Here is a 17,480-nt window from a genome sequence, read left to right as displayed (position 1 = left end):
GATAACGAGAGGAGCTAATGATTTGGGCGGTTTTTTTGGTGTTGCGTCCCAGCAGGACTGTGTGATGGACTTATTTTTTGGCGTGGATTATCATTCTCATCTAGGGACAAAACGGGGTGGTATGGCGGTTTACGCTGAGGAAACAGGGTTTGAGCGGGCCATTCATAATATTGAGAATTCACCCTTTCGAACGAAATTCGAACGGGATGTGGAAGAGATGAAAGGCTGTTTTGGCATTGGCTGTATCAGTGATAACGAACCACAGCCACTGATTGTCCGATCTCATCTCGGAAATTATGCGATTACCACCGTAGGGCGCATCAACAATGAGAAAGAGCTTGTGGACCTGGCGTTTCAGGGGGGCAACATGCATTTCCTGGAGATGAGCGGCGGCCGAATCAACGCGACGGAGTTGGTGGCGGCCCTGATCAATCGAAAAGGCAGCATTCCGGAAGGGATCCGGTTTGCCCAAGAGCATATCGATGGTTCCATGTCGATTCTGATTCTCACAGAGAAGGGTTTTTACGCGGCCCGCGATATCGTGGGGCGGACCCCGGTGGTCATTGGCCGAAAGGAGGGAGCTCATTGCGCTTCCTTTGAGTCCTTTGCCTACTTAAATCTCGGGTATACCGATGAACGCCAGTTAGGGCCGGGGGAGGTGGTCTTTGTCACGCCGGATTCCGTGGAGGTGAAGATGGAAGCGCTGAAAAAGAAGCGGGTTTGCGCCTTCCTGTGGACCTACTATGGATATCCGTCGGCATCCTATGAGGGTGTCAGCGTGGAGAGTATGCGGTATCGCTGTGGCGAGCTCCTGGCGAAGGAGGACGAGGTCGATCCGGAGAGCATTGATTATGTGGCCGGAATTCCAGACTCCGGTTTGGCCGCGGCGATCGGCTATGCCAATGCGTCTGGCATTCCCTTTGCGAGACCTTTCATCAAGTACACGCCCACCTGGCCCCGGAGCTTTATGCCCCAGAGACAGGAGATGCGCAATCTCGTCGCGCATATGAAGCTAATCCCTATAGAAGATCTAATAAAGGATAAAAGCTTGCTCTTTATCGATGATTCCATTGTGCGCGGAACGCAGATGGGGGAGACGGTGCAATTTCTCTACAACAGTGGTGCGAGGGAGGTTCACATTCGTCCTGCCTGTCCTCCGATCGTGTATGGGTGCAAGTATCTGAATTTCTCTCGCTCATCCTCGGAGCTGGATTTGATTACCCGGCGTGTCATTGTGGAGTTGGAGGGTGGCGTGCCGTCAGAGGAAACCCTAAAGAAATACACTGATACAGAATCCACGGAGTATAAAGCCATGGTGGAGAAGATTCGGGAAAAATTGAATTTCACATCGCTTCACTATCAGAGCTTGGAAACGATGTTGGAGGCGATCCAGATCCCGTCCTGCGATGTCTGCACGTATTGCTGGACAGGTAAGGAATAGAAAACCTGTCAATGAGCCGTGGACGCGATAGTCTGCGGCTCATTGACGGTTAGGTGATATATCGTATAGAGAGGGTGATTCGAAATGAAAAATACAATTCATTCTTGTAAATATTTAATAATTGCTGGGAGGGTGATACTACGTTAACCCTCCTACACTAGATCTTTGTGTCGAAGACGCCTGTACATGAATCTGTAGTCTGCTTGTGCAGGGAGGGGCTGCTACAATGAAGTTACGGTTTTGTAGCGGCTCTTTTTTTGTGGAGTCTTGTCAATGCGAAATCGGTGGAGGGGGGATTGCGATGATCAGAGTCCATTCAGTTCTAGCTATTTAGAAATAAAAGATTAGAAATTGAGATTTATTTATCTAATATTTTGCGAGAGTATTTCTTGATTCGGCTGTCCCACTATGATATAATATCCATGAAAGCGATGAGCAGTGCCCGGGCGAGGCGAACAAACCGCTGTGCAGCCGGGTGCATCCTTATAAAATCGCACAGATGCGTCAGGAAAGAGAGGAAACTTACAGATGGCAAAAGAATTAAAGCTTTGGTACACAAAGCCAGCGCCAGGAATCACGAAGATCACGCCGGGGCGGACACCGGAAAATGATGAGTGGGAAAACTGGTCTCTGCCCCTTGGAAATGGCTATATAGGAGCTAATGTTTTTGGCGGAACCGAGACGGAGCGGATCCAGATCACAGAGAACACCCTATCCAATCCGAAGAGTGTCGGAGGATTAAATAATTTTGCAGAGGTATTTCTTGACTTTGGCCATGGGGAGGTGGAGGAATATCGCCGGGATCTGGTGCTGGATACAGCGATCTCCCATGTGGAGTATACCCATAAGGGAGTCCGACACAAGCGCGAGTATTTTACATCCTATCCGGATCAGGTCATGGTCATTCGCATTGCCGCTTCGGAAAAGGGGGCAGTTCAATTTACGCTTCGCCCCACCATTCCATACATAAAGCCCTATGGAAAAGTGGAAGGCGACGGAGGCGGCAAATCTGGCACGGTTACGGGAGAAGGGAAGACTCTTACGCTGTCGGGAGTTATGCACTATTATAATATCGCCTTTGAAGGGCAAATGCGTGTGATCACGGAGAATGGATCGGTGGAAATAACCGCGGATGCGTCGGGCGATCACGCAGAGTTGCATGTGGCCGGCGCGGATAGTGCTCTGATTCTGATTGCGGTTGGAACAAACTATCGCATGGAGAGTCGGGTTTTTACGGAGCCGGACCCCAAAAAGAAGCTGGCCCCCTATCCCCATCCCCACGAGCGGATCTGCGATCTATTGGACAAAGCCTCAGCCAAGTCCTATGAGCAGCTGAAGACAGCGCATTTGCAGGAATACCAGCAGTACTTTGCGCGCGTTCAGCTGGATTTTGGCGGCGTGCCGTCGGGGGTTCCAACGGATGAGATGCTCCAGCAGTACAAAGAGGGGATTCATTCCAAATACTTGGAGGAACTGTATTTTCAATATGGCCGCTATCTCCTAATCAGTTCATCCCGTCCGGGGACGACGCCGGCTAATCTTCAGGGAACCTGGAACTGTTACGATGATTCTCCGTGGAGCGCGGGATATTGGCACAATATTAACGTGCAGATGAACTACTGGCCCGCCTTTAATACGAATCTGGCCGAAATGTTTGAGGCCTATGCCGCCTATAACCAGGCGTATATGAAGTTGACAGAGCAGCACGCAGACCGGTATATCCGGGATAATTACCCGGAGCGGTTGTCCGACGAGCCGGGGGGAAATGGCTGGATTATTGGGACAGGCGGATGGCTGTATGACGTGGATGGCATGGATAATAACAGTCATTCCGGGCCGGGAACGGGAGCCTTTACCTCGCAGCTCTTTTGGGACTATTATGCCTTTACCGGGGATGAGGAAATTCTGCGCACCCTGACGTATCCTGTTATATCCTCCATGTCCAAATTTTTGTCCAAGGTTTTGGTTGAGCAAGAGGGGGCATTTCTCACAAAATATTCTGCTTCGCCGGAGCAGACGCAGGAGATCAATGGGACCGATGAGTATATTCACACTACGGGGTGCGCGTTTGATCAACAGATGATCTATGAAAATTATAAAAATACCATCCAAGCGGCCGATCAATTGCAGATCGACGACCCCATCGTGGAGCTCGCCAGAGAGCAGATTGACCGGCTGGAACCGGTGCTGGTAGGGGAGTCCGGTCAGGTGAAAGAATACCGGGAGGAGAGGATGTACGGCGAGCTGGGTGAGTATCACCACCGCCATGTCTCCCAGTTGGTGGGTCTATATCCTGGAACCATCATCAACAAAAACACGCCGGAGTGGATGGAGGCGGCCAAGGTGACGTTGAACCTGCGGGGCGACCAGTCCACTGGGTGGGCCATGGCGCACCGGCTGAACCTATGGGCAAGAACGGGGGATGGAAATAGGGCGTATCATCTCTATCAAACTCTGCTCAAACGGGGCACGCTGCCTAACCTGTGGGATACCCATCCGCCCTTCCAGATTGACGGGAATTTTGGAGGCACATCAGGGGTCGCCGAGATGCTGCTGCAAAGCCACGGCGGATATATCGATGTGATTCCTACACTGCCGGATGACTGGGCCAACGGGTCATTTGCAGGTCTTGTGGCCCGGGGGAATATTGTTGTCGATGCCGTATGGAAGAACAAGCTTGTACAGGAAATCTGCCTGCATCCCCGAAAGGACGGCGATTGCAAGGTTTTGTGGAATCGGCCATGCCAAGTTCAAGTTACCGGCGAGGATGGGCAGGCGGTAGCGTACACAAAGGATGCAGATTGCCTCTGTATACCCGTTGTGACAGGCAGAACGGTTCGGATTCGGCCAATGGAGTAGCAGTTTACTAGCAAGGGTTAGGGGATGGGTGCAAAGATGCAGGGGGATATCGGAGGTGTAGTTAAGAATCTGCGCTATGCGTTGACAATTATCTGTAAAGCAAGCCCAACTAGGCTGTGGGTCACCATTCTTGAATCCGTCCTGCGCGGGACGGCGCTGTTTATGCTGGATGTGTACCTGCTGCGAATCATTGTCAATTCTGTGCAAGCGGGAAGCGATTTTGGGAGGCTGGCCGTCACCACCATATGGGTTGCCGGATATTATGGCGCGGTGCAGATTTTTCGGACCGTGCTGCAAACCCTCTACTATCCCATCTCGAATCTGAAGATTCAGGAATCGATTCAACTGCGCCTTTTTACCACTTCGATGGAAGCGGATCTATCTTGTTTTGAGGATTCCGAATTTTATGACCGGTATGTAAAGGCGATCCAGGAGGCGCCTACCCGCGCCTCCCAGATATTAGATTCCATCAGCGACCTGATTCTGTTTATCACCTATGTTGCCACCAATGGAGCGCTGCTTGTGACCATGGCGCCGGAACTGATGGTATGGGCATTTTTGCCCGTGCTTGTAGAAGTATTGATAGGAAAACGGCGCAACAAGGTTTCCTACGAGTTAACGATGCGGGTTACGGAACAAAACCGAAAGCGAGATTACGTGCGCCGCGTCTTTTATTTGCAGAACTATGCGAAGGAGCTGCGGTTGACAAATATCTACCGTGTTCTGTTCCGGCAGATGGACGAATCCCTGCGGGATATCTGCAGGGCTATCCGTGAATACGGATTGAAACTGGCGCTCTTTGAGTACGTGAGAGATGAGACCGTCGAGGTACTGGTCTATATCGGCAGCATTTTGTGGACCTCATTTCGTGTTTTGACGGCGAAAACGATGCCGCTGGGGGATGCGCTGGTGGTCATCAATTCCATCAGCACGGTGGCCTTTACCTTTCAAGATTCCATCCAGCGGCTCTTTGAGTTTCATGAGCATTCGCTCTACATTCAAAATTTGCGCTATTTTCTGGAGTATGAGCCAACGATACAGAGGGATCCGAAAGGGCTGCCTGTCGTGGACTTTCGGGGACTGGAATTCCACAACGTCTCCTTTCACTATGCAGGGCAGGAGACAGAGGTTTTGCATCAGGTGAATTTGAGTATACAGGCGGGAGAAAAAATCGCGCTGGTTGGACAGAATGGAGCGGGAAAGTCCACCATTGTCAAGCTGTTAATGCGCCTGTATGATCCGACGCAGGGGGAGATTCGGCTCAATGGTGTGGATATCCGCCAGTATCGTTTGGACGAGTATCGCGCTCTTTTCGGAGTCGTCTTTCAAGACTATCGAATTTTTTCCGCGCCGGTCAAAGAGAATGTTCTCCTCCACCCTTGCGGCGACGGGGACGAAGCGATTGTGGCGGATGCCTTACAAAACAGTGGGATCCAGGAGAAGGTGCGCTCCCTGCCCCATGGGATGGACACAGTTCTGACAAGAGAATTTGATGAGGAGGGGGCGGTGCTATCGGGAGGAGAGGCGCAAAAAATTTCCATTGCCAGAATCTTTGCAAAGGATTGTGAGCTGGTGATCATGGATGAACCTTCGTCTGCCCTAGATCCCATCGCGGAACACGCCATGTATGACAATATGATGCGCGCATGTCAGAATAAAAGCGTTATCTTTATCTCCCACCGCCTGGCGTCCGCCGCCATGGCGGATCGCATCTATCTGCTGGAGAACGGCCGGATTGTGGAGCAGGGAAGCCACGCGGAGCTCATGCGCCATGGGGGCCGGTACCAGGAGATGTTCTCCATTCAGGCTAAGAACTACGGGGAGAAAGGGGCGGCCATATGAAACCGAAGCGGGCCCAAGCGGTGGCAAACATTTGGTTTATGTTGCGCCAGATTGCCCGGTATACGCCGGGGTATATGGCGCTGATGATCGTGGAGGGCGTCGTCTGGGGAATAATCCACGCCGCATCCAGCGTCATATTCGTCAAGATGCTGTTTGACCGGCTGGAAAAAGGGGGGCCCTTTTTTGAGATTGCGCTCATATCCGCGGGGATTGCCTTGTTCTCCCTCTTGTCGGAGGGATTTTCCCAGTGGTATTGGCAGTGTTATAACAGTAAGGCCCGCCAGAAACTCCATCGGAGGATGCAGGGCGATTTATGCGACAAAGCGAGGAGAATGGATCTGGGCTGTTATGATGATCCCGCGTTTTATACTCAATTCGTGTGGGCCATGCAGGAGGCGGACAAACGGGCTGTAGCCGTGGTGGAGGATCTGGGAAAAATGATCAACCGGGTCGTCGCCCTGTGCACCATCACGGGCGTGCTGCTGACGGTCAGCCCTGCGGTAACCTTGCTTATGTTGGGGGCGGCGACTGTCCAGACTGCCCTCCGCTTATACGGCATCCGTGTGCGCTTTCAGCGGGAGTTAGAGTTGAAGCCAGATCAGAGGGAAAGCGAGTACGCGGGTCGAGTCTTCTATCTAGCGGAGTATGCCAAGGAAATCCGAATGAGCGGTGCGGGCACCCTATTCAAGGGCAAGTACACCGATGCGTTGCAGCGGCAAAAGAACACGTATAAGCGGTATGAAAAGCGGCTGCTGGCCATCGAAGGGGCAGGCGCCCTGGTATTGCACCTGCTGGAGACCATGGGGATCTTTCTTCTTCTCCTATTCGAACTCCTTGTGCGGCAAACCATATCTCTGGGAGGCTTCGCGGCCACCGTCAATGCCATCTGGAAGGTCAACTGGCATGTCAGCGATTTGTGCGAGCGCCTGCTGAAATTTCCAGAGCATAGCTTGTATATACAGCTCTATCGATCCTTTCTCGAGTATGAGCCCAAGATTCAGGGGGGAGAGACTGCCATTCCAAAATTTGAAGAACTCCGCGTAGAAAACGTTTCCTTCTCTTACCCGGGCGTGGAGACGGAATGCCTTCGAAATATTACGCTCTGCCTTCATAAGGGGGAAAAAGCGGCGTTGGTTGGATATAACGGGGCGGGCAAAACTACGCTGATCAAGTTGCTCATGCGTCTGTATGATCCCGACGAAGGCGCAATCTACCTCAATGGCATTGACATTCGGGAATTTCCTCTGGAGGAATATCGCAGAACCATCGGTGCGGTGTTTCAGGATTATTGCCTGTTTTCTGCGACGGTGGCGGAGAATGTGCTGGCAGATTTGGATGAGGGGCGCCAGGATCAGGAGATTCTGGATGCATTGCGTGACGCGGGCTTTGAGCAGCGATTATCAAAAATGGAGCAGGGAATCCATACGATGCTGGGCCGTGAATTTGATCCCCAGGGCGTCAACCTCTCTGGAGGCGAGGAGCAGAAAATCGCCATATCCCGGATTTTTGTCCGCCAGCACCCCATCTTGATCCTGGATGAACCCTCGTCCTCTTTGGATCCCATAAGTGAATATGAACTGAACCACACCATCGCCAACACGGTGGGACAGCAGGCAGTTCTATTTATATCCCACCGCCTGTCCACCACAAGGATGGCGGATCACATCTATATGCTGGAGCAGGGATCGGTGGTGGAGGAAGGCACCCACGAGGAGCTGATGGCCATGGACGGACGATACGCGTACATGTTTCGGATTCAGGCGGAACGGTACCAGGAGACGGCACCAGCGGGATAGCCCCATATAATAGAACAGCGCACAAGCGGCAGAGAAGAACAGGCTCTCTCTCGTTTTGTGCGCTGTCTTTTTAGGATTCGAGTGTCAAATGCACCGGCTCAGTACTGAACAAATCCGATATTTCCATTTATGAGATCAAATAACACAATAAAAACAAAGACGGCGATCAGGATACAACATACGGCCATCAACCATTTAATAAGTCGGTTCTTTTCATCAATCATTTTTTCATATAAATCCACGAGGGCTAGTGACTCCGGAGCATCCGCAGAGGACTGGATTCCGGTGAACTCGTCAAGGGAACCGCCCATTGCACGGACTAGGGCGCAGATTGTGTCAAAACTGGGATTGTCTGTCTGCCCGGACAGGATTCTGCTGATGGTACTTTCCGGAATTCCGCTCAATTCCGATATTTGTTTGGTGGTGAGCTTGCGCTCTTCCTTCATTCTCTTCAGATCTTCGGCATTCATAGTAAACATTCCATTCTGATAAACTAAATTTCACTGAAAAACAGCGGCCTACAGGTTTTTACGTGATCCACATGTTCATGGAAAGGGCCTTATCTTGCAAATATAGAAGGGAAAATTGCAAGGTTGGAAGCCATGTTCCACATTTGCGTATTTACATCGAGAGAAGCACTTGGTAAAATTAGGTAACGATATTTTTTTAATGAACCTATTATATACCGTTTTTTATAATTTTTCAAGAAAAAAACATCGTTTACAATATTTTTATGTTCATGCATGTGCAACCATCTGCAACATGCAGAAAGGAGAAAAAATGGTACAGTTCAAAACGTGTGAGTACACCAATACATACTCGGAGATTGAAGGGTTCCAGGAAAGCCGGACCTTGTCTTATTCCGTTGCCGACATGCCGGACGGCGTGCATATCGTGGTCAGGCAGGAGAGTGGCGCAGGGGTTCAATCCGAAGCCTGCAGCTGTCACTCTGCCACCTTTGAATATGTTGTATCCTTTGTCAAATATTTGCACGAAAACGGTGTCGGTCTTAGCAGTTGGTATGATTTACTTGACGATTTGAATATACAGTATACCGTTGCCTAGCGGAATACGAAATGCGGCTGCCTGTCTTCGGATTTCCGAGGGGCGAGGGAAGGTGCAATCAAAGGGCTTGTCTCGAAACGGATAAAAAACCGCAGAGGGATAGCGTCTGCTCGATAAGGATGTTTAGAGCAGAGAGAACCGGCATAAGGAAAAGCAAAGGGCAGGTGAAAACACCTGCTCTTACTTTTTGCGATCAATTTCCGTCATACTAAGAGTGAGGCCGGAAGATTGACGAGATCGGAGCAAAAAAGGAGAAAATCGGAGAATAGAATAAACGGCCTCGCCGCCTGACGAAACTTCGAACCTTTCGTCGGGCGGGCCACTGCGGGCGGCGCTTCCATATTTGGGGGTGCCGCTTTTTTGCGTTTATTGAATGTTTCCAGTATTCGTCATACTAAAGATGTAGCTTGAAAAGACGAAGGGAGTGAAAAAGCAGTGGCCTACCTTGACGATAAAGAGGCGGCTAAAGGGTTCGAAGAGCGGTGGCTCCGTCCAGACGGATAATGGCGGCAAACGGTTCGAAGAAGCAGTGACCTGTCCAGACGATATGGCGGTAACTGGTTCGAGGGAAGCACAGCAGACCCGAAAAGGCTGTGCGGCACCCACTGGGTGCGGGGACTAAGCGACACAGCGGAGCGCGTATAGCGGTCTGGTATTCCGCGAATACGAAATACTTTCCTGTGAAGCGAACATGGGCAGAACGATTACACGCTCGATTTTGAAAAAATCGACGGGTAAACGGAGCTGCCAACAGCAGCGGAGTAAAATTTTTTGAAAGACATGTAGGTCTTTAAAAAAATTAGAAACGCCCATGAAATCGGGGAAACAGCACCGGGAAGCTGTCTAAAAAATCTCGTCACAACGCCCAACCTACAACTACATTTTCGACGGGATAACTGCACCCTTTTGAAAGGAGGCTGTTATGAAGCATAAATCTATGGTGCGGCAGGTACAGGAGGCCCTGCAAAGCCAGCTTCGCATCGGCGAAAGCCGCCATGACGCAAAACAAGCAGAAAACACACGTACTCCCATCGGTATCTTCTCTTACCGCACCTTTGAAACTTATCTGAAACAAGGCTGCGCGTTTGCAAAGTGGGCCAAAACGGAGTACGGAAGCCGGACACTGGCACAAGCCCAGCCTCATGTGGAAAGCTATCTGCAAAGCGGTATCGACCGGGGGCTTTCCGCTTATACCCTCTCAACACAAAGAGCCGCGCTGTGCAAGCTCTACGGCTGCACAGCGCGGGATTTTGACATTACGCTCCCACATCGGGAACGGCAGGCCATTGAACGAAGCCGCAACACAGCTTCAAGGGATTACGGCTTTTCCAAAGAAAAGAATGCGGATATTCTCGCCTTTGCACGGGCAACCGGCCTGCGCCGCCATGAATTGGCGGCGATCAGGCCGGAGCAGATACGGATGAACCCGGATGGAAGCGCGGCCTTATGCGGCGTGACGGGCAAAGGCGGCAAGGTGCGGGATATTGCCGTACTTCCGGGAAAAGAAGAAGCGGTTTTGAAATTCGCAGGAAATCCCACAGGAAAACCTATCTTTACGTCTGTCCCTTCCCATATGGACGTGCATGGGTGCCGCAGGGCGTACGCCAACGTCCTATACCGGCAGCTTGCCCGCTCTCTCCATACGCTGGCACGGCAAGAAAAATATTATTGCAAAAAGGACAGGCGCGGCATGGTCTATGACCGCCGCGCCATGCTTCAAGTATCCCGCCAGTTAGGGCACAACCGCATTTCCGTGATCGCCGGGCACTATCTGGATTGAAAGTAATGACTGGTGAAGCAGGAAAACGGAGCATATACGAGGAAAGCGGCGGTAAAGAGAGAAAAACGGGTTTCAGACCGGATAGCCTTCCGCAAAACCGCCGGAGCGTCTTAGAAACGGGAGAAAGACAATTTTAAGGGTATGAATATAAAACCCTTAACGTGTTCTAAAAACTGCATAAAATTAGGGGGATTCTTGCATTTAAATGCGAATACACCATAATAAATTGAAGGCGAAAGCGGTTTATCCGATTGCACTCTTGGTGGCTCATCAACAAAGGCAGAAAATACCGTCAAAAACGCGAAGTGCGGAGTTTATCCTTGACGGTGTTTTCTATTTTGCTATTTATTTGACAAACTGAAAGTTATCTTTCAAAATCTATCTGTACCAATTTTTTACCATTAGGTAGCATATGCTCTAAAGTTCTGATTGTGTTATAATCAATTTCATGCATTGCTTTCTCTAATGCCTGTTCTTCCATTTGATGGTGTACCCGTTCCAGTCCATCAAACACATGTAGGTAGGGGGAATCTGATACCCAATTATCCTCCATATTGATTTGAATAATACATGAAACATACTTCGGATTGACTTGCCGGATTGCGTTCTGAAAGCACTCGTATCCAATATACTCAATCAACAGATTTGCAATAACCATATCTGCCTTCGGCAACCTATCCGTTTCATCAATTAAGTTGATACACAAACATGCCAGAAGCCCGTCCAAATGGGGGTATCTTTGTTTGACGGATTGCAAATAAGATGAATTGATGTCAATTCCATATACTTTTTCAAATTTGTCTTTCTGAATATGCTCAAGACCATTGCCTCCTGCAATCCCTAATATCATTACACTGGAAATGGGATAAGTGTCAAACTGCTCTTTCATCATTTCATTCATAGCCTGTAATTGCATAACAGAATCAAGTTTCATATGATTTTCATAATCAGCTAATGGAATTTCTTCCCATGGATTTTTCATTACATCGTCCTTTCTTAACTTTATATTTCCGCAACTTTAGCCTATAAATATTTTACACCAATAAAATAGCTTTGTCCACGCTTCGTAAAATTTTCATTTTCCCCAATGTGTTATTGTGTACCAAACCAGCCCGGCAATAATAACGAATGTGATGAGACCGACTATAATCGTTCCTATTTTAAAGCGCCTCCTATTTTTGATTTGCTTTTCTTCTGATTGATATAGATATAGTAAAGGACACATACGATCAGCGTGAAAACAGCGGCATACGCTGTGGACATACCTATCTGAAAAAGCTGGGGTTCATGCCTGTGGCTTGCAAACCACGCATACGGAATCTTCACAAGGAAAATTGCACACAACCCTTGTGCCATAACAAAAGCGGTTTTTCCAAGTCCGTTATAATATCCAGTAAAACAGTATGCTATGGAGAGAACAAAACATTCAATCGCGGTCGCTTTCAAAAACTCGGCAGACGCATTGATTACTGGCAATTCTTTTATAAATATGCGGGATAACAAATCCCCATGGAAAAAGGATAAATAAGACATAACACCGCCCAAAATGACAGCGGTAAACATACCTGTCCACATCGCCTTTTTTGCGCGTACTTCCTGTCCTGCGCCGATATTCTGTGCGACAAAAGCAGAAATGGATTGCATATAGGACATAGGTATGAGCAGCATAAACATTACGAGTTTTTCAGCTATTCCCACTCCTGCGGAAGCAGTTACCCCTAATGCGTTTACAAGTCCAATTATGATTAGATAAGATATTTCATTGCACATATCCTGTAATGCAATCGGAAAGCCAAGTTTAATAATACTTGTTGCTGTCCCCTTATCTAAACGCACATTTTCTTTTCTAAATGGGAATGGAAAACCTTTTTTCTTAATCAGCACCAATGAGAGGACTACGCTAATTGCTTGGGCTGCTATCGTTGCTATGGCTGCTCCGGCTGTTCCCATATCAAACACTTTAATTAAAATAACATCACCGACAATGTTCGCAACGCAAGCGATTGACACAAATAGTAATGGGGCTTTTGAGTTTCCCATACCACGAAAAATAGCACTAATCAAATTGTAGCCTACAATAAACAGGCTTCCCGCGCCACAGATCAAAATATAGTGTACTGTTTTTTCAAATGCTTCCTGCGGCGCGTTCATAATAACCGCGATTTTTGAGGCAGCAAATGTCATTACAATGCTGAGGACAATTCCTAACAAAGTAAACACACATATACTTGTGCCTATCGTATCGGCTGCTCCTTTACTATCCCCACTCCCGATCTTTTTTCCAAGTAAAACAGTAGTTCCCATAGACAACCCCGTTACAATTCCTGTAACAATCAACATGGTTTGGCTGCCTGTTGCTACTGCCGAAACATCGGCTTCTCCACAAAATGTCCCAACTGCCCACAAATCAACTGCGCCGTAAAGAGCCTGCAATAGCAAGGCACATAAGACAGGTATGGAGAAGCGCAATAAAGCGGGCAAAATCGGCCCGTCAAGAAATGTACTGTTTGATCTTTTCATAGTTATTCACCATTGATTGTAGATGTTTTTTGTTTATCCAAAAAAATAGAAACGCTCCCGTACACAAATAGCCTTTGTGTACGGGAGCGTTTCAAACCGTTTTTATATTATAGCATGGAACAAGTGAAAATGCAAGTACCCTTATCAGACTTTCTCAGCACCAGAATCGCTCGTTGAAGTTTACAGATTTTCTTTGAACTTATGCTGCGCTATTTTATATCCGTAGACCGGTTCCTTTTAGATACGCCGTCGGGAAATGATATAAAGCGGCGGCAGCTTGATGCCGCTGCTCGACGATATGAGCAATACAGGCATATGGATTATGACTGCAACAGCAAAAGAGATTTACGAAGACGAACGTACCCTATTAATATCTGCTAAGGCTGAGAATAACAGCAAGCTGGCGCTTTGGACTGCCCGCTTTCGGCGGCTTAACGGACGTTATTGTGTATTCCAGCAAACGCAAGACCTATTAAGCATTTCACATATGCTCTTCTATCAGCGCCCATTTTTGGGACCGGTATTCTTTAACCAGCCAATTTCCGACATACTGATAGTAGAAGGAGAAAAACCTTTGTATAATCAGCCGGAAACCCGATAGAGAACTATGGAATAAAAAGACCTTTTCGCGGAAACAAAGAACATTTGAATCCGGCGGAAAGGACGTAAGATGAAGAAGAGAAATGGGACGCAGGAACCGGATTATCGCCTTTATAATTGCTTTGAGATCAGGAAAAACAGCGCTGTTCTTCGGGTGAGTGTGTATTTCCCCGAAACTGGTATAGGCAGTTTGAAAGGGCGGCTCCTGCGTCTAATGGAAAACGAACTGCGGGAACAGGGGAAGGAATAACCTTCCCTTTTTCTCTGTCCTGTGGTATAATATTTTTTGCCTTATGACGGGTTCCCCCTGCTGGAAAGGAGCATAATATGCAGGGAAACCAAACCGAAAAATACACATTACTTTATGGACGGCTGTCCAACGAGGACAAACGGGAAGGCACCAGCCTGAGTATACAGCACCAGGAGGAAATGCTGCGGGATTATGCAGAAAAGCATAGCTTGGGCAATCCCCTGTTTTTGTATGACGATGGCGTTTCCGGGACAAAGACCAACCGTCCCGGCTTTCAGAAGGTGCTTGCCATGATACGGGACGGACAGGCCGCTACGCTGATTGTGACCGACTTGACCCGCCTGTACCGCAACCAGTCGGAAGCCAACAATCTGCTGGAAATCGTCTTTCCTGCGTTGGGCGTGCGCTTTATCGCCATTACCAACAACTACGACAGCGCCACCAACACGGAGAGCGACGAGGATTTAGCCATGTTCTCCAACCTGTTTAACGAATGGTATCCCCGGCAGACCAGCCGAAAGATCAACGCCGTTATCCAGCACAAGGCGGAAAAAGGGGTACGAATTGCGACAATCCCACCCTATGGCTATCAGAAAGACCCGGCGGATAAGTTCAAAATCATTCCCGACCCGGAAGCGGCAGAAAAGGTGCGGTATATCTTCAACCTGTGCGCTTCAGGCATGGGGCCAGAGCAGATTGCCAAGCGTCTGGAACGGGAAAGGGTGCTTGTACCCACTGAATACGCCTACCGCAAGTTTGGACGCAACCATTCCAGCCGCAACCCGGATTTTCCCTATCGGTGGTCGGGTAGCAGCATAGCCGATATTCTGGAAAACCCGGACTATATCGGCTTACAGGTAAGCTGCAAGACGCACAAACCTTCCTACAAAAGCGACATTGTAGTCGAGGTGCCGGAAGAAGAACGCTACCGGGTAGAAAACGCCCATGAGCCGATTATTGACCGGGAACTGTGGGACATTGTGCAGAGGGTACGGACGAACAAGCGGCGGCCCACCAAGCTGGGGGAAATGGATATGCTGGCGGGTATGGTACAATGCGCCGACTGCGGCAACACCCATTATCTTTGCCGGTGCGGAAGCTGGGACGAAAGCAAATACACCTATGTTTGCGGCAAATACCACCGCCACAAGGAAGAATGTACGCCCCATACAGTAAAAGCCCTGCACCTGCGGGAAGCTGTTTTACAAGCGATACAGGCCGTCGTACAAACGGTACAAGCCGATCGGGAAGCCTTCATCGCCCATTTGACAGCCAAGCAATCCGGCCAGTTGAAAAAGGAACTGACAGCCAAGCGGAAGGAACTGGAACAGGCAAGGAAACGGCTTGCAGAGGTTGACAACCTGATAGCCGCCACTTTTGAGAAGCTGGCAACCGGCATACTCACGGACGAGCAATTCCAGCAGCTAAACGGGCGGTATCTGGCGGAGCAGGAAACCTTAAAAACACGGGCTTTCTGTTTTGAAGCAGAACTTGCCAAACAACAGGATGAGCTTGACAACGTGGGGAACTTCCTCGCCATTGTTGACCGGCATTTAGAAGTGCCGGAGCTTACGCCGGAAATCCTGCGGGAGTTTGTTCACCACATCACGGTGCATGAGCGTGACGGCGCTTACAGGAAAAAGTTTTACACACAAAAGATTGACGTTTACTTCAATTACATCGGAACGATACAGTAAACGGAAGACATATCCAAAGATATGCCTTCCGCCACAATTCAACTATACATCCTTATTAAGCCGGAGCCATACGCCCTCTTTGTTGTCACAATGTGGATCGAGCACTTTCATTTTATCTCCATTCCTTCAGCCTATCCCTCTGAATTCCACTCATCACATTTGCAAATCTCTTCCACCGCATACAGTGGCAGATTGACCAGCCAATCCTCTTTTTTGTAGTCTGCCATGGAAGTGCGAACAGAAATTTCGGGATTAAATTTTTCGCGATAGGTTTTCAAGCTCTTTGCCTTCAGATTAACCTCCGCCTTAACCTCCACCGGTACGATCTGCTCGCCGGTGTCGACAATAAAGTCCACCTCGCAGGAACCACGGTCATTCGTATAGTAGTAAACACCTAAATCATCTATGGTTTGGAGCTGCTGACATACATATTGCTCGGTCAGAGCACCCTTGAACTCGGTAAATAAATCGTTGCCATCTAGCAGTGCGCCCTGACGCAGGCCTGTCATACAGCCAAGAAGCCCTACATCGACAATAAACAGCTTAAAGGCCTTCAAATCTTCATAGGCTTTCAGCGGAATTCGCGCCGCATTCACACGGCTGACCTTGTGGACAAGTCCGCAGTCACAAAGCCACATAATGGCCGCTTCATATTCCTTTGCGCGTCCACCCTCACGCACAAGGCCGTAGAAAAATTTTTTGTTTTCCTTAGCAAGTTGAGACGGGATGCTGTTCCATACCATACGAATTTTTGGAACGATTTCGATAGGGGCATGCTTAGAAAAATCCTGTTCATAAGCTGCCAGTATACGTTTTTGAATTTCCCGAACCTCGTTAAAATCCTTTTCTTCGGCAAAGCTTTGCACCGATTCTGGCATACCGCCCACAAAGAAATACTGCTTGAGCGCATCCATATAGGTCTGCTTAAAAGAGGTGACCATCGAGTAATCCTGTCTGTCAAGAAGTTCGGCAAAGCGTTCACCAACGGTGGCCATTAAAAACTCCTTGAAGGATAACGGATAAAGACTCAAAAACTCAACCTTGCCTACGGGAAACGATGTACCCTCGTGCAGAGCAATGCCCAAGAGTGAACCAGCACAGACAATATGATACTGTGGCGCATTTTCATAAAAATATTTCAGTGATGAAAGCGCTCTCGGCACTTCCTGTACCTCATCAAATATCAGAAGGGTGTTGTTTGGATCAATTTTTCTGCCGGCATACAGCTCAATTCCCATAATCAGGCGGTCCGTATTCAAATCGCTAGCAAATAACTCCGCCATTCTGGAATTGGAATCGAAATTGATATATACGGTATCGGCATAAGCCTTACTGCCGAAGTCTTTCATTAACCAAGTCTTTCCAACCTGTCTTGCGCCCTGGATAATCAGTGGCTTGCGGCGCTTGCTTTCCCTCCACCTGTAAAGTTTTTCTATTGCAATTCGGTACATTGGCACACCTCCACAGAATCTTACAAGCGTAGTATAGCACATTAAAACAAAATATACAACGATAATTAGATAACATACAACGTTTTTTACGCTGAAATAAGTGATTGTGCTCCAAACAGCTTCCAAAAGGGAGCAAGGAAACAGGGGCCGGAATTTTGAGCATAGAAAAACCGCCGAAC

At 48.7% G+C, this 17,480-nt stretch carries 14 protein-coding genes; 10 read left to right on the top strand and 4 right to left on the bottom strand.

The window, feature by feature from the left end:
• Positions 1–22: 22 nt before the first annotated feature.
• The 4 genes from H8730_RS11145 to H8730_RS11130 all read left to right on the top strand — a co-directional run bounded on the left by H8730_RS11145 (position 23) and on the right by H8730_RS11130 (position 7,938).
• On the top strand, positions 23–1,441 hold the full coding sequence (locus H8730_RS11145) for an amidophosphoribosyltransferase (protein WP_177719150.1): 1,419 nt from the start codon (positions 23–25) through the stop codon (positions 1,439–1,441).
• 528 nt (positions 1,442–1,969) lie between these two features.
• Positions 1,970–4,300 carry a glycoside hydrolase family 95 protein gene (locus tag H8730_RS11140; protein ID WP_249289835.1) on the top strand — a complete coding sequence of 777 codons (2,331 nt, stop codon included), beginning with the start codon at positions 1,970–1,972 and terminating at the stop codon, positions 4,298–4,300.
• A 24-nt stretch (positions 4,301–4,324) separates the two neighbouring features.
• On the top strand, positions 4,325–6,142 hold the full coding sequence (locus H8730_RS11135) for an ABC transporter ATP-binding protein (protein ID WP_177719148.1): 1,818 nt from the start codon (positions 4,325–4,327) through the stop codon (positions 6,140–6,142).
• Positions 6,139–7,938 (top strand): ABC transporter ATP-binding protein, encoded by a 1,800-nt coding sequence (locus tag H8730_RS11130; RefSeq protein WP_177719147.1) that lies wholly within the window; start codon positions 6,139–6,141, stop codon positions 7,936–7,938. The genes H8730_RS11135 and H8730_RS11130 overlap by 4 nt, the downstream gene beginning before the upstream one ends.
• A 98-nt stretch (positions 7,939–8,036) precedes the next feature.
• On the opposite strand, the gene H8730_RS11125 is transcribed toward H8730_RS11130, so the two are convergent.
• Positions 8,037–8,408: a helix-turn-helix domain-containing protein gene (locus H8730_RS11125; RefSeq protein WP_177719146.1), complete on the bottom strand. Its 372-nt coding sequence runs from the start codon at positions 8,406–8,408 to the stop codon at positions 8,037–8,039.
• A 310-nt stretch (positions 8,409–8,718) separates the two neighbouring features.
• Here H8730_RS11125 and H8730_RS11120 point away from each other — a divergent pair, with 310 nt between their 5' ends.
• The 3 genes from H8730_RS11120 to H8730_RS11110 all read left to right on the top strand — a co-directional run bounded on the left by H8730_RS11120 (position 8,719) and on the right by H8730_RS11110 (position 10,783).
• A complete protein-coding gene (locus H8730_RS11120) occupies positions 8,719–9,003 on the top strand; it encodes a hypothetical protein (protein ID WP_177719145.1) in 285 nt (94 codons plus the stop codon).
• Positions 9,004–9,427: 424 nt separating this feature from the next.
• A complete protein-coding gene (locus H8730_RS11115) occupies positions 9,428–9,625 on the top strand; it encodes a hypothetical protein (RefSeq protein WP_177719144.1) in 198 nt (65 codons plus the stop codon).
• Between the two features lie 300 nt (positions 9,626–9,925).
• On the top strand, positions 9,926–10,783 hold the full coding sequence (locus H8730_RS11110) for a hypothetical protein (protein ID WP_249289834.1): 858 nt from the start codon (positions 9,926–9,928) through the stop codon (positions 10,781–10,783).
• A gap of 364 nt (positions 10,784–11,147) precedes the next feature.
• Here H8730_RS11110 and H8730_RS11105 read toward each other — a convergent pair whose 3' ends face one another.
• Positions 11,148–11,765 carry a methyltransferase type 11 gene (locus H8730_RS11105; protein ID WP_177720145.1) on the bottom strand — a complete coding sequence of 206 codons (618 nt, stop codon included), beginning with the start codon at positions 11,763–11,765 and terminating at the stop codon, positions 11,148–11,150.
• A gap of 173 nt (positions 11,766–11,938) precedes the next feature.
• Complete coding sequence (locus H8730_RS11100; RefSeq protein ID WP_177720146.1) at positions 11,939–13,303, bottom strand: MATE family efflux transporter; 1,365 nt, start codon at positions 13,301–13,303, stop codon at positions 11,939–11,941.
• A 280-nt stretch (positions 13,304–13,583) separates the two neighbouring features.
• On the opposite strand from H8730_RS11100, the gene H8730_RS18065 reads away from it, so the two are divergent.
• From H8730_RS18065 to H8730_RS11085, 3 genes are all read left to right on the top strand, one after another.
• Positions 13,584–13,904 (top strand): hypothetical protein, encoded by a 321-nt coding sequence (locus tag H8730_RS18065; protein WP_430385387.1) that lies wholly within the window; start codon positions 13,584–13,586, stop codon positions 13,902–13,904.
• 69 nt (positions 13,905–13,973) lie between these two features.
• Positions 13,974–14,153: a hypothetical protein gene (locus H8730_RS11090; RefSeq protein ID WP_177720147.1), complete on the top strand. Its 180-nt coding sequence runs from the start codon at positions 13,974–13,976 to the stop codon at positions 14,151–14,153.
• A gap of 77 nt (positions 14,154–14,230) precedes the next feature.
• Entirely contained in the window at positions 14,231–15,850 is a 1,620-nt protein-coding gene (locus tag H8730_RS11085) for a recombinase family protein (RefSeq protein WP_177720148.1), read from the top strand.
• A gap of 131 nt (positions 15,851–15,981) precedes the next feature.
• Here H8730_RS11085 and H8730_RS11080 read toward each other — a convergent pair whose 3' ends face one another.
• Complete coding sequence (locus H8730_RS11080; RefSeq protein WP_177720149.1) at positions 15,982–17,301, bottom strand: ATP-binding protein; 1,320 nt, start codon at positions 17,299–17,301, stop codon at positions 15,982–15,984.
• Positions 17,302–17,480: the final 179 nt, after the last annotated feature.

The organism is Bianquea renquensis, from assembly GCF_014384895.1.
Lineage (GTDB): Bacteria > Bacillota > Clostridia > Lachnospirales > Bianqueaceae > Bianquea > Bianquea renquensis.
This window is presented reverse-complemented; position numbering and strand designations above follow the sequence as displayed.